Genomic DNA, 18,845 nt, shown 5'->3' on the forward strand with positions numbered 1-18,845 from the left:
ATCGTGTTTGTTTTGCCCCTCAGGCGTCCGGCGCGACCTTTGTGGCACAAATCAGGCCAAATTGGGTCGGCTTGCTCAGCTTTCGACCATAGCGTGCCGGGCGACGTAAAGCGACAGGACGGCCGCATTCGACACGTTGAGCGATTTGATCGCTCCCGGCATATCGAGGCGGGCGAGAGCGTCTACCGTTTCGCGCGTCTTCTGGCGCAGCCCCTTTCCCTCTGCGCCGAGCACGAGGGCAATCTTTGCGCCGGATACGGTCTGTTCGAGAATGTCCGGACCTTCCGAATCGAGGCCGACGGTCTGGAACCCGGATTGCGACAAGGTCTCCAGTGCCTCCGCGAGGTTGCGGACCTCGATATGGTCGATGTGCTCCAGAGCGCCTGACGCAGCCTTTGCGAGTACGCCTGATTCGACTGGACTGTGGCGCGCGGTCGTTACCAGCGCGCCCGCGCCGAAGGCTACCGCCGAGCGCAGGATTGCGCCGACATTGTGCGGATCGGTCACCTGGTCGAGCACGAGAACGAGGTCGGTGTCGCCCAGAGCGGTCAACGGTTTCGGTTTCAGGGGCAGGGTTTCGAGTGCGATGCCCTGGTGCACGGCTCCGTCACCGGTCAGGCGGTCGATTGCCTTCGGTTCCACGATTTCGACCGGACATCTTCGGAGCGTGTCGTCGGCGAGTTCGAGGCGGGCGAGGGCGTTTCGCGTCGCGAGCAGTTGCAACGGTTTTCGATCTGGATTGAGAATCGCCGCTCTGACGGTGTGGAGACCGTAGAGGACGACATTGTCGGAGGAGGGGAGCGGATTGGCTTCGCGGTGGGCGCGGCGCAACCGGGCATAGTGCCCGTCCTTGCCGCCGCCGCTGGTTTTTTTGTCATTCATGCGACCCGCCTTAGCGAATTTGCTGTCGCAAATCGATTGCCTATCTCAAACAGTGACATCTGGGCACTAAAAACCGGCGCGGCGTGTTGACAGTCAAAACCGGTCCCGCCATAAGGCGCCTCGCGGTCTCGCGACCGTTGTGCTCCGGCGCCAGTTCTGGAGGAGTGCGTGAGTGGTTAAAACGGACGGACTGTAAATCCGTTGCCTATGGCTACGTTGGTTCGAATCCAACCTCCTCCACCACTGGCCCGGCACAACCAACCCGCGGGCGGGTATAGCTCAATGGTAGAGCAGCAGCCTTCCAAGCTGAATATGCGGGTTCGATTCCCGCTACCCGCTCCAGGCAAGTCCCCGAAAATCCCTCCTACGCGATCCGTTCCATCGTCTTGACGCCGGCTATTCCGCCAATGACGATCGCGGCGAAGGTAATCGCCGAGCCGATCGCAAGCGTCGAGAATCCGGTCAGTGCCTGACCGACGGTGCAGCCGAGCGCAAGAACGCCGCCGATTCCCATCAGTGCGGCGCCGAACATGTTGCGCACCGAATCCGCAGGGTCGGCAAAACTCGTCAGGCCGAGGCGACCCGATACGGTCGCGCCGAGAAATCCGCCCATCAACGCGCCGGCGGTCGTCACGATACCGAATCCTGGCGGTCCGAGCGCGGTGTAGCGCATGAGATAGTCGATGCTGTCGCCGGCGGGCCGCACGTAGGATAGCGAGATCAGCTGCACCGGGATGTCGGCGAATTCGTCGGCTGCGAGACCGGTGAGAAACCAGCCGGCGACGATGCACAGGCCGATGCCGAATCCGGCGACGAGATCGCGGCCCGAAGACCTGAAATCCCTGTCCTTGAAGCAATAGATCAGGAATGCACCCGCGATGACGATGACACTCGCCAGTTTCGCGGTTTCCAACGGAATGCCCGACATGACCGAGACCGCTTCTCCGATGCGTTGGGTTTCCATGCCGGATTGCGCGAGATCGACAGTCGCGGGATCGAACAGCGCGACGCGCAGCGGACCGATAATGCCGCCGATCGTCATGAAGGCGAAGATGCCGGTAATCATCAGCACGACGATCGACCGCAGGTCGCCGCCGCCGGCCCGGACGAGGTTTCGGCTGATGCAGCCGCCGGCAAACACCATGCCGAATCCGAACAGGAGCCCGCCGACGACATTCGCCAGCCAGGCGAGGTTCGTCGTCTGATACATCGAATCGGCAGTATCGGCGACGCCCAGTGCCTCGATTCCCGCGACCCCGAGGATTGCGACGGCGCAGGCCAGCAGCCAGGCGCGGAACCGGTTGTAACTGCCGAAGGACAGGATGTCCGAGATGGAACCCATCGTGCAGAAATTGGTCACATAGACGAGGTAACCGAACACGATGCCGATGAGCAGCCCGCCCCATCCGACATAGAATGCCGCGGATTCCACCACGGCTTCCCGCCAGGTCTCGATCATTGCCTTCCTCCCGTATGCGGATCCGGACAGTTTCACCCGTCGGGTTGGCGCAAAGAGTGTTTTCCCTGCCAGGATTGAATCATTTCAATCCGTGCTGTCGAACGCGGGCGCCGCCTGATCGCAAATTGCAGTTGTCAAATCGGCGCGAAGCCGGATATCAGTATCGTCGCGGCGGGTGTAGCTCAATGGCAGAGCAGAAGCTTCCCAAGCTTACGACGAGGGTTCGATTCCCTTCACCCGCTCCAGTCCTTGCGGATGATTGCCATCGCCGCCACGCCATCCGGCGATTTGGCCTTGCGAATAACGGTTTTAAGCCTTATGTCCCCCGCCCAAACATGGGCTCCCATGTTAAGCCACCCAGTTATACAGGAAAAGGTACATGGCGAAGGGTAAGTTTGAGCGCACGAAGCCTCACGTGAACATCGGCACGATTGGTCACGTTGACCACGGCAAGACGTCTTTGACGGCAGCGATCACGAAGTATTTCGGTGACTTCAAGGCGTATGACCAGATCGACGCTGCGCCGGAAGAGAAGGCGCGCGGCATCACGATCTCGACGGCGCATGTCGAGTACGAGACGGATGCACGCCACTACGCCCATGTCGACTGCCCGGGCCACGCCGACTATGTGAAGAACATGATCACGGGCGCCGCGCAGATGGACGGCGCGATCCTGGTGTGCTCGGCCGCCGACGGCCCGATGCCGCAGACGCGCGAGCACATCCTGCTGGCCCGCCAGGTCGGTGTTCCGGCTGTCGTGGTGTTCCTCAACAAGGTCGACCAGGTCGATGACGAGGAGCTGCTCGAGCTGGTCGAGATGGAAGTGCGCGAACTGCTTTCCTCCTACGAGTTCCCGGGCGACGACATTCCGGTGATCAAGGGTTCGGCGCTTGCCGCTCTCGAAGACAGCGACAAGAAGATCGGCGAAGACGCGATCCGCGAGCTGATGGCCGCCGTCGACGAATACATCCCGACGCCCGAGCGTCCGGTCGACCAGCCGTTCCTGATGCCGATCGAGGACGTGTTCTCGATCTCGGGCCGCGGCACGGTTGTGACGGGTCGTGTCGAGCGCGGCGTGATCAATGTCGGTGAGGAAGTCGAGATCGTCGGCATCCGCGACACGAAGAAGACGACGGTGACCGGCGTCGAGATGTTCCGCAAGCTTCTGGACCAGGGCCAGGCGGGCGACAACATCGGCGCGCTGATCCGCGGTATCGACCGTGAGGGCGTTGAGCGCGGCCAGGTGCTGTGCAAGCCGGGTTCGGTGACGCCGCACACGAAGTTCGTCGCGGAAGCCTACATCCTGACGAAGGAAGAGGGTGGCCGTCATACGCCGTTCTTCAACAAGTACCGTCCGCAGTTCTACTTCCGCACGACGGACGTGACGGGTGAGGTGACGCTTCCGGAAGGCACCGAGATGGTGATGCCGGGCGACAATGCCGAGATGAATGTCGAGCTGATCGTGCCGATCGCGATGGAAGACCGCCTGCGCTTCGCTATCCGCGAAGGCGGCCGCACCGTCGGTGCCGGCATCGTCGCGAAGATCATCGAGTAATCGATCTCGTTGATCGCATGATTAGAAGGCGGGCTTCGGCCCGCCTTTTTCGTTTCGTCCGGGATTGCCTTGCTCGCGCTGGCGAGGCCTTGTGTTCGGTGGTAGGCAACTTCGGGAACCTGAGGTGAGGGAGGAAGCCGCCATGAAAGTCTGGCTGCATCACGTCAATTACGTGACGGACGACGTCGACCGGCTGCGCCGCTTCTATGCGGATGTCATGGGGTTGGGTGAGCAGGCGGACGATCTTCCGGTGCGTGAAATGCAGCGCGGTTACAGTGGCGACGTCGCGTTTCTCGGTGACGGCGACATGCAGATGCATCTGGCCCAGAAGGATCTCGGTCTCGGGTTCAGGACCGGTAACGTGGTCAACCCGGTGGAGCGCGGCCATCTGGCGTTTCGTACGGACGATATCGCGGCCTTCAAGAAGCACCTGGAAGCGCAGGGGATTCCCTATAGCGACTATGCCGGTGTCGCCACGGCGAGCTGGCACCAGATCTTCTTTCTCGATCCGGAAGGCAATGTGGTCGAGGTCCATCAGGTGATGGAGACGGAATAATCCGACTGCTCTTTCACGGGCAGGCAAGCTCCCGTGAAGAAATCAGTCGTCCTTTGTCTCGAATGGCTGGACAAGGCGGTTGGGCCGTAATATGAGACCCGCCGTCCTGTCCATCAGGACGTCGGCCTTAGGGGTATAGCTCAGTTGGTAGAGCGACGGTCTCCAAAACCGTAGGTCGCGGGTTCAAATCCTGCTGCCCCTGCCAGTCCCACTTCAAGCCTAAAAATTCGGCACGTTTTTCCGGATGCCTCCGCAGGGCTGCGGATTCGCGTGCGTTTTCAATATGGCGCGCGACTTGCTTGGCTATGTCTGTCCGTTTTTGATCGGGCGAGTCTGGTCGGAGCGAGGCGATGGATCACGGGGAAGGGGCGGTATTTCTGGAGGACGCGCTTGTCTTCCTGTTTGCTGCCGGCATCATCGTGCCCCTGTTCCGCAGGTTGCATCTGCCGATCATCGTCGGTTTCGTGCTGGCCGGTGCGGCGCTCGGACCGCACGGCTTCGGGGCGTTCGCCGAGGATTGGCCGCTGCTCGGACACTTCACGATCACGGAGCCGGAAGCGACGGAGCAGTTCGCCGAACTCGGCGTCCTGTTCCTGCTCTTCATGCTCGGGCTGGAGTTTTCCTTTGAGAAATTGTGGGGTCTGCGCCATCTCGTTTTCGGCGCGGGCAGTTTGCAGGTCGGGCTGAGCGCGGTTCCGCTTACGCTGCTGGCCTACTTTGCGGGGGCTGGCGGCGCTGGAGCGCTGACGGCCGGTCTCGCGCTCGCCCTGTCCTCGACGGCGATCGTATCGCAGCTTCTTATCGATCAGCATCGAATTGCCGCGCCGGTCGGCCGGGCGACGATCGGCGTTCTTCTCTTCCAGGATCTTCTCGTCGCGCCGATCCTGATCTTCGTCGGCTTTGCGGGCGGTGACTCCGGCGGCAGCGTCACCACTGTCATCCTGACCGCACTGATTCAGGGCACGGTCGCGATATTGTCGATTTATCTGATCGGTCGCTTCCTTTTGCGGCGGATTTTCCATGGCGCCGCGGCGGCCGGCGGACGCGATCTCCTGATGGCGCTGACCCTGCTCACCGTGATCGGCGCGGCCGCGATTACCGCTGGCGCCGGCCTGTCGCTGGCGCTCGGCGCCTTTCTTGCTGGTCTGATGGTCGGCGAGACGGAGTTCAAGCATCAGATCGAGGTCGATCTGGAGCCATTCAAGGGGCTTTTCCTAGGCCTCTTTTTCATGACGGTTGGCATGGGGCTCAACCCGTCCATCATTCTAGCAAATCTCCCTGTCGTTATCGGCGGAATTGTCATTCTTCTCGCGGTAAAGAGTGCGGCGGCGGCGCTCGCGATCCAGGTCGTCACGAAAAACCGTGCAAAGGCGTATGAGGTGGCCGGGCTGCTCGCGCCGGCCGGCGAGTTCGCATTCGTCGTGCTCGGTGTGGCAACCGCGACGCGCGTGGTCGATCCCGCGCATGGTGTCGTGATCGCGGCGATTGCGGGTCTATCGATGGTGCTGACGCCCCTGACCGGGCGTCTCGGCGAGGTGTTGGGTCAGAGGGCGGCAAAGCCGCTGCCAGACGCACCAACCGTATCGGACTATTCCGACCTCGAAGGCCACGTCATCGTGGCGGGTTTTGGCCGGGTCGGTCATGCGATTGCCAGCATTCTCGACAGCGAGGATGTCGATCTTGTTGCGCTCGACAGTCACGCGACGCTTGTCTCGGAGCGCAGGCGTGACGGGCGCAAGGTTTATTACGGTGATGCGGCGCGGGCGGAGATCCTGGAGCGCGCCGGTGCGCGTGGCGCGGCGATGCTTGTCGTTACCGTGGACGATCGCGCAAGTGCCAGCGCGATGGTGCGGGAATTTCGCAAGCTCACGCCGGGCACGCCGATCTTCGCGCGCGCCCGCGACCGGGTGCATGCGCAGGAGCTCATGCAGGCGGGCGCGGATTTCGTCATTCCGGAAGCAGTCGAGGCCGGCTTGCAGCTCGCGGGCAGGGCCCTTGAAGAGTTCGGTTATGATGGCGACAGCGTCCGCACGCGACTTGCGCTTGAGCGCGACAGTGAATACATGCGTGCAACGGATGACTGATATTTCGTGGATTGCGTCCCGTGATTTCTTGTCACTGGGGGGATTTTCTCAGGAGGACCCCTTGATTTTGACGGGAATCGGCTGTAGGTGGCGCAGTGCGCTGGTATTGTCCCGGGCGGACGGGTGCGCACTCATGGAAAGTTGACGATGGTGCGAGAGGCGTGTTTCGCTTCGAGCGCCCTTTTTTGCCTCTCGTCAGTCGCCGTGAAACAAACGAACGCCGCGCGGTCTCTTGCCGCGCACTGGAATGGACGCCATGGCAATGACCAACCCTTTCACCTTTCTGCAGCAAGTTCGCTCAGAAACGGCTAAAGTCACGTGGCCCTCGCGCCGCGAAACCATGATCTCGACGATCATGGTGCTGGCGATGGTCATGCTTGCCTCAATTTTCTTTTTCACCGTCGACCAGATTTATGGATGGGGTTTCGACTTCGTCTTCGGGTCGGTGGGCTAATCAGTTTTACGGACCAAACGTTACATGCCTGCTCGCTGGTATATTGTTCACGCATATTCGAACTTCGAAAAGAAGGTCGCTGAATCCATTGAGGAAGCGGCCAAGGCGAAGGGGCTTTGGGATCGTTTCGAGCAAATACTCGTGCCGACCGAGAAGGTTATCGAGGTTCGTCGCGGGCGCAAGGTGGATGCCGAGCGCAAGTTCTTCCCGGGCTACGTGATGGTACGGGCCAACCTGACCGACGATGTGTTCCACCTGATCAAGAACACGCCGAAAGTGACCGGCTTCCTCGGTTCCGACAACAAGCCGGTTCCGATCACGGACCGTGAAGCCGACCAGATTCTCGGCCAGATCCAGGAAGGCGTCGAGCGGCCGAAGCCCTCCGTCTCCTTCGAGGTCGGCGAGCAGGTTCGTGTTTCCGACGGTCCGTTCGCGTCGTTCAACGGCACTGTGCAGGAAGTCGACGAGGAGCGCTCGCGCCTCAAGGTCGAAGTTTCGATTTTCGGCCGGGCAACCCCGGTCGAGCTGGAATTCGGTCAGGTCGAAAAGGGCTGATCGAGGCGGCGCAAGCCGCATGAGCGGTGGGAGAAAGGGCATCTTAGCCGGATGCCGGATCGCACCACCAACTCTTTGAACCGCCGGTTCGCCGGCACGATGAAACAAGAGAGTAGACAATGGCTAAGAAGATTGCAGGCCAGCTGAAGCTCCAGGTCCCGGCAGGGTCGGCCACGCCGTCGCCGCCGATCGGTCCTGCGCTCGGTCAGCGCGGCATCAACATCATGGAATTCTGCAAGGCGTTCAATGCCGCCACGCAGGAAATGGAAAAGGGATCCCCGATCCCGACGACGATTACCTATTACCAGGACAAGTCGTTCACCTTCAAAACCAAGACGCCGCCGGCATCCTACCTTCTCAAGAAGGCAGCGAAGCTGAAATCCGGCTCCAAGGAGCCCGGCAAGTCGGTTTGCGGCAAGATCGGCCGCGACAAGGTTCGCGAGATCGCCGAAATGAAGATGAAGGACATGAATGCTGCCGATGTCGATGCGGCTGTGCGCATGATCGAAGGCTCCGCCCGCGCGATGGGCCTGGAAGTGGAGGGCTGAGTCGATGGCTAAGATTGGCAAGCGCACCCAGCAGGTTCGCGACGGTATCGATCGCAACAAGCTTTATGACCTGAGCGAGGCTGTCGGCCTCGTCAAGGATCGCGCCAAGGCGAAATTCGACGAGACCGTCGAAGTGGCCATGAATCTCGGCGTTGACCCCCGCCATGCGGACCAGATGGTTCGCGGTGTGGTCAACCTGCCGAATGGCACCGGCCGTTCGGTCCGCGTCGCGGTTTTCGCGCGTGGCGACAAGGCTGAAGAAGCCAAGGCTGCCGGCGCGGATATCGTTGGCGCAGAGGATCTCGTTGAGATCGTCCAGGGCGGCACGATCGATTTCGATCGCTGCATCGCCACGCCGGACATGATGCCGCTGGTCGGTCGTCTGGGCAAGGTACTCGGCCCGCGCGGCATGATGCCGAACCCGAAGGTCGGTACGGTGACCCCTGATGTCACGGCAGCGGTCCAGGCTTCCAAGGGCGGTGCTGTCGAGTTCCGCGTCGAGAAGGCGGGCATCGTGCATGCCGGCGTCGGCAAGGCTTCCTTCGACGCCAAGGCGCTCGAGGAAAACATCCGCGCCTTCACCGATGCGGTCAACAAGGCCAAGCCGTCGGGCGCCAAGGGCACCTATCTGAAGCGCGTCGCCGTTTCCTCGACGATGGGTCCCGGTGTGAAGGTCGATCCGTCGACGTTGTCCGTCGAAGCGTGATCTGAAGTTTCGGGACATCGCTTCACGCGATTGTCCCGCAAAGATTTCCCGCCCGGTTCGCCGGTCGGGAAAGCCGGGCCACAAGCCCGGTCCCTGTCCGAGATTGCAGGTGGCTCGCCTTAATTCCCACGAGCCTGCATGAGACGCGAAGGGCCCAAAGGATTTTTGGCCGAAAGGCCGCGGTTCGCGGGTTCGAACGTATTGCCTTGTGCCGTGATCGCAAGACCGGCGTAAGGGGGCAGGATCCTCGAACGTCGTCGGGTGGTCCCAAAAGGTCTCCTGGCGGCAAAGGCAACAGCGGGCAATATCTCCGGATATCGTCTGCAAATTGGAGAGACGCAGTGGATAGAGCGGAAAAACGCGAATTCGTCACGCAGCTGAATACCGTCTTCAATGAAGCCGGCTCGGTTGTCGTGGCCCACTACACGGGTCTTACCGTTGCGCAGATGGGCGAACTTCGCTCCAAGATGCGTGAAGCGGGCGGAACCGTGAAAGTCGCGAAGAACCGTCTTGCCAAAATCGCTCTCAAGGGCACGGAAGCCGAAGGAATGTCCGACCTGTTCACAGGTCAGACGGTGATCGCTTATGCGAGTGATCCGGTCACGGCTCCCAAAATCGCGAGTGAATTCGCCAAGTCGAACGACAAGCTCGTTCTGCTCGGCGGTACGCTCGGAGCGACTGTTCTGGATGCTAACGGTGTGAAGGCTCTTGCCGACCTGCCGTCGCTGGATGAACTGCGCGCCAAGATTGTCGGCATGATCTCCACGCCGGCGACGCGCATCGCTCAGGTTGTCAACGCACCGGCAGGTAATCTTGCCCGCGTTTTCAACGCATATGCCCAGAAGGACGAGGCGGCATAGGCTGTCTTCATCACTCAACCCAATCTTAGTTCGAACCTGATCAAACCAAGGAAAACGTAAAATGGCTGATCTCGCAAAAATCGTCGAAGACCTGTCGAGCCTGACCGTGCTCGAGGCTGCTGAGCTGTCGAAGATGCTCGAAGAAAAATGGGGCGTTTCCGCCGCTGCTCCGGTCGCGGTTGCTGCCGCTGCCGGTGGTGCCGGTGAAGCTGCCGCTGCTGAGGAAAAGACCGAATTCGACGTCATCCTCGAAGAAGCCGGCGCTCAGAAGATCAACGTGATCAAGGAAGTCCGCGGCATCACCGGTCTCGGCCTCAAGGAAGCCAAGGACCTGGTCGAAGGCGCTCCGAAGGCCGTGAAGGAAGCGATCTCCAAGGGCGAAGCCGAAGAGATCGTCAAGAAGCTGACGGAAGCCGGCGCGAAAGCGTCGATGAAGTAAGTATCGACTGCGGCGGGCGGACCAGCTCCGTCCGCCGCATCGTTGTTGCGTGAACCCTTTTCCCGAGGCCGCCGCGAGCGGTTTCCGGAAACGGGTTTTTACCGTTTCAAGAGCTGGAAGGCCGGGCGCATGGGTCTTCGCTCTTTCTACAAGGTCCTCCGCGACGGCGGAGCTTTATTCGGCAGGCCCGGCAGGGCAGACAATGAGGAGCGGCAATGGCTCAGTCCAGTACCTTCAACGGACGCAGACGAGTAAGAAAGTTTTTCGGACACATCCCGGATGTTGCCGAAATGCCGAACCTGATCGAGGTTCAGAAAGCATCCTATGACCAGTTTCTGATGGTCGACGAACCGGCCGGTGGCCGGGCCGACGAAGGCCTGCAGGCCGCCTTCAAGTCGGTTTTCCCGATTTCGGACTTTTCCGGCGCCTCCATGCTGGAATTCGTTCGCTATGAATTCGAAGCGCCGAAATTCGACGTGGAAGAATGCCGCCAGCGCGACCTGACCTATTCGGCGCCGCTCAAGGTGACGCTGCGCCTGATCGTGTTCGATATCGACGAAGACACCGATGCGAAGTCGATCAAGGACATCAAGGAGCAGGACGTCTACATGGGCGATATGCCGCTCATGACCGACAACGGCACCTTCATCGTCAACGGCACCGAGCGCGTGATCGTTTCGCAGATGCACCGGTCTCCGGGCGTCTTCTTCGATCATGACAAGGGCAAGACGCATGCCTCCGGCAAGCTTCTCTTCGCCGCCCGCGTGATCCCTTATCGCGGTTCCTGGCTCGACATCGAATTCGACGCCAAGGATCTCGTTTACGCGCGTATCGACCGCCGCCGCAAGATTCCGGTCACGTCGCTTTTGATGGCGCTTGGCCTGGATGCCGAGGAAATTCTCGACACCTATTACAACGCCGTCGAATACAAGCGCGACGGCGATGGCTGGCGTGTGCCGTTTTCCGCGGACCGCATGAAAGGCATGAAGGTCACCCGTGACCTGATCGACGCCGACAGCGGCGAAGTCGTGCTGGAGTCCGGCAAGAAGCTCACCGCCCGTCAGGCCCGTCAGATTGCAGAAAAGGGCGTGACTGCTCTTCGCGCAACCGACGAAGAGATGTACGGCATGTATCTTGCTGAGGATGTCGTCAATTTCGAAACCGGCGAGATCTATCTGGAAGCCGGCGACGAGATCGATGAAAAGACCATCCAGGTTCTGCTGGAGTCGGGTCACGAGTCGTTCAGTATCCTCGACATCGACCACGTGAATGTCGGCGCCTATATCCGCAACACGCTGGCCGCCGACAAGAATGAGAGCCAGCAGGATGCGCTGTTCGACATCTATCGCGTAATGCGTCCGGGCGAGCCGCCGACGATGGAAACGGCGGAAGCCATGTTCCAGTCGCTGTTCTTCGATTCCGAGCGCTACGACCTCTCCTCGGTCGGCCGCGTGAAGATGAACATGCGTCTTGGGCTCGACGTCGAGGACACCGTGCGCGTTCTGCGCAAGGAAGACATCATGGAGGTCCTGCGCACGCTGCTCGATCTGCGTGACGGCAAGGGCGAAATCGACGACATCGACAACCTCGGCAACCGCCGGGTGCGTTCGGTCGGCGAGCTGATGGAAAACCAGTACCGCGTCGGCCTGCTTCGTATGGAGCGGGCGATCAAGGAACGTATGTCCTCGATCGAGATCGACACGGTCATGCCGCAGGATCTGATCAACGCGAAGCCGGCGGCCGCCGCCGTTCGCGAGTTCTTCGGTTCCTCGCAGCTTTCGCAGTTCATGGACCAGACCAATCCGCTTTCCGAGATCACCCACAAGCGTCGCCTGTCGGCGCTTGGACCGGGCGGTCTGACGCGTGAGCGTGCGGGCTTCGAGGTTCGCGACGTCCACCCGACCCACTATGGCCGTATCTGCCCGATTGAAACGCCGGAAGGCCCGAACATCGGTCTGATCAACTCGCTGGCCACCTTTGCGCGCGTCAACAAGTACGGCTTCATCGAAAGCCCGTATCGCCGTATCGTCGATGGCAAGGTGACCGACGAGGTCGTCTATCTGTCGGCCATGGAAGAAGCGAAGCACCACGTCGCTCAGGCCAATGCCGAGATCGGCGATGATGGCGCTTTCGTTTCCGAGTTCGTCATCTGCCGTCATGCCGGCGACGTCATGCTCACACCGCGTGAGCAGGTCGATCTGATGGACGTGTCTCCGAAGCAGCTCGTTTCGGTCGCTGCGGCGCTCATTCCGTTCCTGGAAAACGATGACGCCAACCGCGCCCTCATGGGTTCGAACATGCAACGTCAGGCCGTGCCGCTGGTGCGCGCCGAGGCACCGTTTGTCGGCACCGGCATGGAGCCGATCGTGGCCCGCGACTCCGGCGCCGCCATCGGCGCGCGCCGCGCCGGCATCGTCGACCAGGTCGACGCGATGCGTATCGTCATCCGCGCCACGGAAGATCTCGATGCCTCCAAATCGGGTGTCGACATCTACCGTCTGCAGAAGTTCCAGCGCTCCAACCAGTCGACCTGCATCAACCAGCGTCCGCTGGTGCGTGTTGGCGACGTGATCAGCAAGGGCGATATCATCGCCGACGGTCCGTCGACCGATCTGGGCGATCTGGCGCTTGGCCGGAACGTGCTCGTCGCGTTCATGCCCTGGAACGGCTACAACTACGAGGACTCGATCCTTCTGTCCGAGAAGATCGTCCGTGACGACGTGTTCACCTCCATCCACCTCGAGGAATTCGAGGTGAGCGCGCGTGACACGAAGCTCGGACCGGAAGAGATCACGCGCGACATTCCGAACGTTTCGGAAGAAGCGCTGAAGAACCTCGATGAAGCCGGTATCGTCTACATCGGTGCCGAAGTCGGCCCGGGAGACATTCTGGTCGGCAAGATCACGCCGAAGGGCGAAAGCCCGATGACGCCGGAGGAAAAGCTCCTGCGCGCCATCTTCGGCGAAAAGGCATCGGATGTGCGTGACACCTCCATGCGTATGCCGCCCGGCGCTTTCGGCACGGTCGTCGAAGTGCGCGTCTTCAATCGTCACGGCGTCGAGAAAGACGAGCGTGCGATGGCGATCGAGCGCGAGGAAATCGAACGTCTGGCGAAGGACCGCGACGACGAACAGGCGATCCTCGATCGCAACACGTTCGGCCGTCTTGCGGAAATGCTGGAAGGCCAGGAGACCATCGCCGGTCCGAAGGGCTTCAAGAAAGGCGCTACGCTGAATGCCGAGGTTCTGGACAACTATCCGCGTTCGCAGTGGTGGCAGTTCGCCGTCACCGACGAGAAGCGCCAGGACAATCTCGAGCAGCTTCGCAACCAGTACGACGATTCCAAGAAGCGTCTTGAACAGCGCTTCATGGACAAGGTCGAGAAGGTGCAGCGCGGCGACGAGATGCCGCCCGGCGTGATGAAGATGGTCAAGGTCTTCGTCGCGGTGAAGCGCAAGATCCAGCCGGGCGACAAAATGGCCGGCCGTCACGGCAACAAGGGTGTCGTATCGCGGATCCTGCCGATCGAGGACATGCCGTTCCTGGAAGACGGGACGCATGCCGATATCGTGCTCAATCCGCTCGGCGTTCCGAGCCGCATGAATGTCGGTCAGATTCTTGAAACGCACCTCGGCTGGGCCTGTGCGGGCATGGGTCGCAAGATCGGCGAGATGATGGAAGCCTATCGCGAGAACGGCAATGTGACGCCGATCCGCGAGACACTGACGGACCTGATCCCGGCGAACGATCGCAACGAACCGGTGGCCAAGCTCGACGACAACGGCGTTCTCGAGATCGCCAAGCAGTTCGAGCGCGGCGTTTCCATCGCGACGCCTGTCTTCGACGGAGCGGTCGAGGCCGACATCAACAAGATGCTGGCCGATGCCGGGCTGAAGGAATCGGCACAGTCGACGCTCTATGACGGGCGTACCGGCGAACCGTTCGACCGTCAGGTCACCGTCGGCTACATCTACATGCTGAAGCTGCACCATCTTGTCGATGACAAGATCCACGCACGCTCGATCGGCCCGTACTCTCTGGTTACCCAGCAGCCGCTGGGCGGCAAGGCGCAGTTCGGCGGTCAGCGCTTCGGCGAGATGGAGGTCTGGGCACTGGAAGCATACGGCGCAGCCTACACGCTGCAGGAGATGCTGACAGTGAAGTCGGACGACGTGGCCGGCCGCACGAAAGTCTACGAGGCGATCGTACGCGGAGACGACACGTTCGAGGCCGGTATCCCGGAGAGCTTCAACGTGCTCGTCAAGGAGATGCGGTCTCTCGGTCTCAACGTGGAACTGGATTCCACGCGTGTCGCCAACCAGGACGACGAGATGCAGGCGCTTCCGGACGCCGCGGAGTAATTGCAGGGCCGCCGGGCATGAAATGTCCGGCGGTCACCATAGCGCGTGGGCCAGCGTCGATCATCGTTTGGCCGGTATTTGAGATTACACAGCGGACAAGCCAGTCCGCGCATAGGAACCGGGGTCGACCCCCAAGGAGAACGGCATGAACCAAGAGGTTGCAAATCTTTTCAATCCTCAGGCTCCCGTCCAGAATTTTGATGCCATCCGGATATCGATAGCGAGCCCGGAGAAGATCCTTTCCTGGTCGTTCGGCGAGATCAAGAAGCCCGAAACGATCAACTACCGTACGTTCAAGCCGGAACGCGACGGTCTTTTCTGCGCGCGCATCTTCGGTCCGATCAAGGACTACGAGTGCCTGTGCGGCAAATACAAGCGGATGAAGTACAAGGGCATCATCTGCGAAAAATGCGGTGTCGAGGTCACGCTTTCGCGCGTGCGCCGCGAGCGCATGGGCCATATCGAGCTGGCCGCTCCGGTCGCCCACATCTGGTTCCTGAAGTCGCTTCCGTCGCGCATCGGCACGCTGCTCGACATGACGCTGAAGGATATCGAGCGCGTCCTCTATTTCGAGAACTACATCGTCACCGAACCGGGCCTGACCACGCTGAAGGAGTTCCAGCTCCTCTCCGAGGAAGAATACATGATGGCCGTCGACGAGTTCGGCGAGGACCAGTTCACGGCGATGATCGGCGCCGAGGCGATCCAGGAAATCCTGGGCGCCATGGATCTGCCGAAGATCGCCAACGAACTGCGCGAGGAGCTGGAGACCACGACCTCCGACCTCAAGCAGAAGAAGCTCATGAAGCGTCTGAAGGTCGTCGAGAACTTTATCGACTCGCAGAACCGTCCCGAGTGGATGATCATGAAGGTCATCCCGGTGATCCCGCCGGACCTGCGTCCGCTGGTTCCGCTCGATGGCGGCCGGTTCGCGACGTCGGACCTGAACGACCTTTACCGCCGCGTTATCAACCGTAACAACCGCCTGAAGCGGCTTATGGAACTGCGCGCGCCGGGGATCATCATCCGCAACGAGAAGCGCATGCTGCAGGAGGCCGTCGACGCATTGTTCGACAATGGCCGCCGTGGCCGCGTCATCACGGGCGCCAACAAGCGTCCGCTGAAGTCGCTGTCCGACATGCTCAAGGGCAAGCAGGGCCGCTTCCGCCAGAACCTGCTCGGCAAGCGTGTCGACTATTCCGGCCGTTCGGTCATCGTGACCGGTCCGGAACTGAAACTGCACCAGTGCGGCCTTCCGAAGAAGATGGCGCTCGAACTGTTCAAGCCGTTCATCTACGCGCGCCTCGACGCCAAGGGCTATTCGTCCACGGTCAAGCAGGCGAAGAAGCTGGTCGAGAAGGAAAAGCCGGAGGTCTGGGATATCCTGGACGAGGTCATCCGCGAGCATCCGGTGCTTCTGAACCGCGCTCCGACGCTGCACCGTCTCGGCATCCAGGCTTTCGAGCCTGTGCTGATCGAGGGCAAGGCGATCCAGCTTCACCCGCTGGTCTGCACCGCGTTCAACGCCGACTTCGACGGCGACCAGATGGCCGTGCACGTTCCGCTGTCGCTGGAAGCGCAGCTGGAAGCGCGCGTCCTGATGATGTCGACCAACAACATCCTGCATCCCGCGAACGGCCAGCCGATCATCGTGCCGTCGCAGGACATGGTTCTTGGCCTCTATTACTTGTCGATCGTGGCGGAGAACGAGCCGGGGCAGGGGATGGTCTTCTCCGACATGGGCGAACTGCACCATGCGCTGGAGACGAAGGTCGTCACGCTGCACACCAAGATCAAGGGCCGCTTCAAGACGGTCGATGAGGACGGCAATCCGGTCTCGAAGATCTACGAAACGACTCCGGGCCGCATGATCATCGGCGAATTGCTGCCGCGTCAGGCCAAGGTGCCGTTCGAAACCTGCAACACGGAAATGACGAAGAAGAACATCTCCAAGATGCTCGACGTCGTTTACCGTCACTGCGGCCAGAAAGAGACCGTGATCTTCGCGGACCGCATCATGGCGCTCGGCTTCGGCCATGCCTGCCGTGCGGGCATCTCGTTCGGCAAGGACGACATGGTCATCCCGGAATCCAAGACCGGTATCGTCGCGGAAACCGACAAGATCGCGAAGGAATACGAGCAGCAGTACAATGACGGCCTGATCACCTTCGGCGAGAAATACAACAAGGTGGTCGATGCCTGGGCGCGTTGCGACGACAAGCTGACCGAAGAAATGATGGCCGGAATTCAGGCTGTTCAGTTCGAGGAAGACGGTCGCCAGAAGCAGATGAACTCCATCTACATGATGGCTCGGTCCGGTGCGCGTGGTTCAACCCGGCAGATGAAGCAGCTTGCCGGCATGCGCGGCCTTATGGCCAAGCCGGACGGCTCCATCATCGAGACGCCGATCATCTCGAACTTCAAGGAAGGCCTGTCGGTGAACGAGTACTTCAACTCCACCCACGGCGCCCGCAAGGGCCTCGCGGATACGGCGTTGAAGACGGCAAACTCCGGTTACCTGACCCGTCGCCTCGTCGACGTGGCGCAGGACTGCATCATCACGCAGCAGGATTGCGGCACCGACAAGGGGCTCACCATGTCCCCGATCGTCGATGCGGGTCAGATCGTTGCCTCGATCGGTCAGCGTATCCTTGGCCGTACCGTCCTGGAGGACATCGTCCACCCGGGTACGGAAGAGGTGATCGTTCCGGCTGGTCGCATGGTCGAGGAGAAGGATGTCGATCTCATCGAGGAAGCCGGCATCCAGACCGTGAAGATCCGCTCGGCGCTGACTTGCGAATTGCAGTCCGGTGTCTGCGGCGTCTGCTACGGACGCGACCTGGCGCGCGGTACGCCCGTCAATATGGGCGAAGCGGTCGGTGTTATCGCGGCCCAGTCGATCGGCGAGCCGGGCACGCAGCTCACCATGCGTACCTTCCACATGGGCGGCACGGCGCAGGTCGTCGACCAGTCCTTCCTGGAAGCGTCCTATGAGGGCACGATCGAGATCCGCAACCGCAACGTTGTGCGCAACTCGGACGGCGCTAACATCGCGATGGGCCGTAACATGGCTATCATCATTCGCGACGAGAAGGGCGAGGAACGTTCGACGCAGCGCGTGACCTACGGCTCGAAGATCATGGTCGACGACGGCGATAAGGTGAAGCGCGGTCAGCGTATGGCCGAGTGGGATCCCTATACCCGCCCGATCATGACGGAAGTCGAAGGTACGGTGCAGTTCGAGGACATGGTCGACGGTCTGTCGGTTCAGGAGTCCGCGGACGAATCCACCGGCATCACCAAGCGTATGGTCATCGACTGGCGTTCGACGCCGCGTGGCGCCGATCTCAAGCCGGCGATCACCGTGCTCGACAAGAACGGCAAGGTGGCGAAGCTCATGAGGGGCGGCGATGCGCGCTTCATGCTCTCGGTCGATGCGATTCTTTCCGTCGAACCGGGTTCGCAGGTGAAGCCGGGCGACGTGATCGCGCGTGTTCCGATGGAAAGCGCCAAGACCAAGGACATCACCGGTGGTCTGCCGCGTGTGGCCGAGCTGTTCGAGGCGCGTCGTCCGAAGGATCACGCAGTCATCGCGGAAATCGACGGCACGATCCGTTACGGTCGCGACTACAAGAACAAGCGCCGCATCATCATCGAGCCGCATGACGAGACGCAGGAGCCGGCGGAATACCTCATTCCGAAGGGGCGTCCGTTCCACCTGCAGGACGGCGACACGATCGAACAGGGCGAATATGTGCTCGACGGCAATCCGGCGCCGCACGATATCCTGGCGGTCAAGGGCGTGGAGGCGCTTGCCTCCTATCTTGTCGACGAAGTACAGGAGGTCTACCGGCTTCAGGGCGTGTTGATCAACGACAAGCACATCGAGGTGATTGTTCGCCAGATGCTGCAGAAGGTGGAGATCACGCATTCGGGTGACACCCAGTATATCGCGGGTGACAATGTCGACCGGATCGAACTGGAAGAGGTCAATGCGCGCCTGATCGAGGAAGGCAAGGATCCCGCAACCGGGGAACCGGTCCTGCTCGGCATCACCAAGGCGTCGTTGCAGACCCCGTCCTTCATCTCGGCGGCCTCCTTCCAGGAGACGACCAAGGTGCTGACCGAAGCATCCGTCGCCGGCAAGATCGACACGCTTCAGGGTCTCAAGGAAAACGTCATCGTCGGCCGTCTGATCCCGGCCGGTACCGGCGGCACGATGAACCAGATCCGCCGCATTGCGACCGCACGCGACGATCTCATCCTCGATGAACGCCGCAAGGCTTCGAATGCGGCGAGCGCAGATGCGATGCTTCTCGACATGTCGCAGTCGGGCGAAGCAGCCGAGTAATCCGGCAGTCCGCAAAACCAAGAAAAACGCCGGGC

The 18,845-nt window shown here is 61.0% G+C and carries 13 protein-coding genes and 4 tRNA genes; 15 read left to right on the forward strand and 2 right to left on the reverse strand.

Going from position 1 to position 18,845, the window contains the following annotated elements:
• Positions 1-75 precede the first annotated feature (75 nt).
• Positions 76-882 carry a TrmH family RNA methyltransferase gene (locus tag ACQK2M_RS14020; protein ID WP_425418330.1) on the reverse strand — a complete coding sequence of 269 codons (807 nt, stop codon included), beginning with the start codon at positions 880-882 and terminating at the stop codon, positions 76-78.
• A gap of 158 nt (positions 883-1,040) precedes the next feature.
• Between ACQK2M_RS14020 and ACQK2M_RS14025 the strand changes: the two genes are divergently transcribed.
• Positions 1,041-1,125, forward strand: a tRNA-Tyr gene (locus tag ACQK2M_RS14025).
• 25 nt (positions 1,126-1,150) lie between these two features.
• Positions 1,151-1,224, forward strand: a tRNA-Gly gene (locus ACQK2M_RS14030).
• Positions 1,225-1,246: 22 nt separating this feature from the next.
• On the opposite strand, the gene ACQK2M_RS14035 is transcribed toward ACQK2M_RS14030, so the two are convergent.
• Complete coding sequence (locus ACQK2M_RS14035) at positions 1,247-2,341, reverse strand: YeeE/YedE family protein (protein ID WP_425418331.1); 1,095 nt, start codon at positions 2,339-2,341, stop codon at positions 1,247-1,249.
• A gap of 171 nt (positions 2,342-2,512) precedes the next feature.
• Between ACQK2M_RS14035 and ACQK2M_RS14040 the strand changes: the two genes are divergently transcribed.
• The 13 genes from ACQK2M_RS14040 (at position 2,513) to rpoC (ending at position 18,810) form a co-directional block, all read left to right on the forward strand.
• Positions 2,513-2,586 (forward strand) — tRNA-Gly (locus ACQK2M_RS14040).
• Positions 2,587-2,720: 134 nt separating this feature from the next.
• On the forward strand, positions 2,721-3,896 hold the full coding sequence (gene tuf / locus ACQK2M_RS14045; RefSeq protein ID WP_223477894.1) for an elongation factor Tu: 1,176 nt from the start codon (positions 2,721-2,723) through the stop codon (positions 3,894-3,896).
• A gap of 142 nt (positions 3,897-4,038) precedes the next feature.
• On the forward strand, positions 4,039-4,452 hold the full coding sequence (locus ACQK2M_RS14050) for a VOC family protein (RefSeq protein WP_223477893.1): 414 nt from the start codon (positions 4,039-4,041) through the stop codon (positions 4,450-4,452).
• Between the two features lie 129 nt (positions 4,453-4,581).
• Positions 4,582-4,657: transfer RNA gene (locus tag ACQK2M_RS14055), tRNA-Trp, on the forward strand.
• Positions 4,658-4,802: 145 nt separating this feature from the next.
• Positions 4,803-6,536 carry a cation:proton antiporter gene (locus ACQK2M_RS14060; protein WP_425418332.1) on the forward strand — a complete coding sequence of 578 codons (1,734 nt, stop codon included), beginning with the start codon at positions 4,803-4,805 and terminating at the stop codon, positions 6,534-6,536.
• A gap of 247 nt (positions 6,537-6,783) precedes the next feature.
• Entirely contained in the window at positions 6,784-6,990 is a 207-nt protein-coding gene (gene secE, locus ACQK2M_RS14065) for a preprotein translocase subunit SecE (RefSeq protein WP_425418333.1), read from the forward strand.
• 24 nt (positions 6,991-7,014) lie between these two features.
• Entirely contained in the window at positions 7,015-7,545 is a 531-nt protein-coding gene (gene nusG / locus ACQK2M_RS14070; protein ID WP_223477883.1) for a transcription termination/antitermination protein NusG, read from the forward strand.
• Positions 7,546-7,664: 119 nt separating this feature from the next.
• Positions 7,665-8,093, forward strand: a complete 429-nt coding sequence (gene rplK / locus ACQK2M_RS14075; RefSeq protein ID WP_223477880.1) for a 50S ribosomal protein L11 — start codon at positions 7,665-7,667, stop codon at positions 8,091-8,093.
• A gap of 4 nt (positions 8,094-8,097) precedes the next feature.
• Positions 8,098-8,799 (forward strand): 50S ribosomal protein L1, encoded by a 702-nt coding sequence (gene rplA, locus ACQK2M_RS14080; RefSeq protein WP_425418335.1) that lies wholly within the window; start codon positions 8,098-8,100, stop codon positions 8,797-8,799.
• 341 nt (positions 8,800-9,140) lie between these two features.
• Positions 9,141-9,659, forward strand: coding sequence for a 50S ribosomal protein L10 (gene rplJ / locus ACQK2M_RS14085; RefSeq protein ID WP_223477875.1), 519 nt, complete (start codon positions 9,141-9,143; stop codon positions 9,657-9,659).
• A 61-nt stretch (positions 9,660-9,720) separates the two neighbouring features.
• Complete coding sequence (gene rplL, locus ACQK2M_RS14090) at positions 9,721-10,098, forward strand: 50S ribosomal protein L7/L12 (protein ID WP_223477873.1); 378 nt, start codon at positions 9,721-9,723, stop codon at positions 10,096-10,098.
• A 215-nt stretch (positions 10,099-10,313) separates the two neighbouring features.
• Positions 10,314-14,459 (forward strand): DNA-directed RNA polymerase subunit beta, encoded by a 4,146-nt coding sequence (gene rpoB / locus ACQK2M_RS14095; protein WP_425418336.1) that lies wholly within the window; start codon positions 10,314-10,316, stop codon positions 14,457-14,459.
• A 145-nt stretch (positions 14,460-14,604) separates the two neighbouring features.
• Complete coding sequence (gene rpoC / locus ACQK2M_RS14100) at positions 14,605-18,810, forward strand: DNA-directed RNA polymerase subunit beta' (protein WP_425418337.1); 4,206 nt, start codon at positions 14,605-14,607, stop codon at positions 18,808-18,810.
• The last annotated feature ends 35 nt before the right edge of the window (positions 18,811-18,845 follow it).

The sequence above is a fragment of the Oricola indica genome, assembly GCF_965227485.1.
Lineage (GTDB): Bacteria > Pseudomonadota > Alphaproteobacteria > Rhizobiales > Rhizobiaceae > Oricola > Oricola indica.

Excerpts from the sequence above, each read along its gene's own strand:
- rpoB (WP_425418336.1), top strand. The coding sequence starts at position 10,314 with ATGGCTCAGTCCAGTACCTTCAACGGACGCAGACGAGTAAGAAAGTTT.
- rplA (WP_425418335.1), top strand. The coding sequence starts at position 8,098 with ATGGCTAAGATTGGCAAGCGCACCCAGCAGGTTCGCGACGGTATCGAT.
- ACQK2M_RS14050 (WP_223477893.1), top strand. The coding sequence starts at position 4,039 with ATGAAAGTCTGGCTGCATCACGTCAATTACGTGACGGACGACGTCGAC.
- ACQK2M_RS14020 (WP_425418330.1), bottom strand. The coding sequence starts at position 882 with ATGAATGACAAAAAAACCAGCGGCGGCGGCAAGGACGGGCACTATGCC.
- secE (WP_425418333.1), top strand. The coding sequence starts at position 6,784 with ATGGACGCCATGGCAATGACCAACCCTTTCACCTTTCTGCAGCAAGTT.
- rplK (WP_223477880.1), top strand. The coding sequence starts at position 7,665 with ATGGCTAAGAAGATTGCAGGCCAGCTGAAGCTCCAGGTCCCGGCAGGG.
- nusG (WP_223477883.1), top strand. The coding sequence starts at position 7,015 with ATGCCTGCTCGCTGGTATATTGTTCACGCATATTCGAACTTCGAAAAG.
- tuf (WP_223477894.1), top strand. The coding sequence starts at position 2,721 with ATGGCGAAGGGTAAGTTTGAGCGCACGAAGCCTCACGTGAACATCGGC.
- ACQK2M_RS14060 (WP_425418332.1), top strand. The coding sequence starts at position 4,803 with ATGGATCACGGGGAAGGGGCGGTATTTCTGGAGGACGCGCTTGTCTTC.
- ACQK2M_RS14035 (WP_425418331.1), bottom strand. The coding sequence starts at position 2,341 with ATGATCGAGACCTGGCGGGAAGCCGTGGTGGAATCCGCGGCATTCTAT.
- rpoC (WP_425418337.1), top strand. The coding sequence starts at position 14,605 with ATGAACCAAGAGGTTGCAAATCTTTTCAATCCTCAGGCTCCCGTCCAG.
- rplL (WP_223477873.1), top strand. The coding sequence starts at position 9,721 with ATGGCTGATCTCGCAAAAATCGTCGAAGACCTGTCGAGCCTGACCGTG.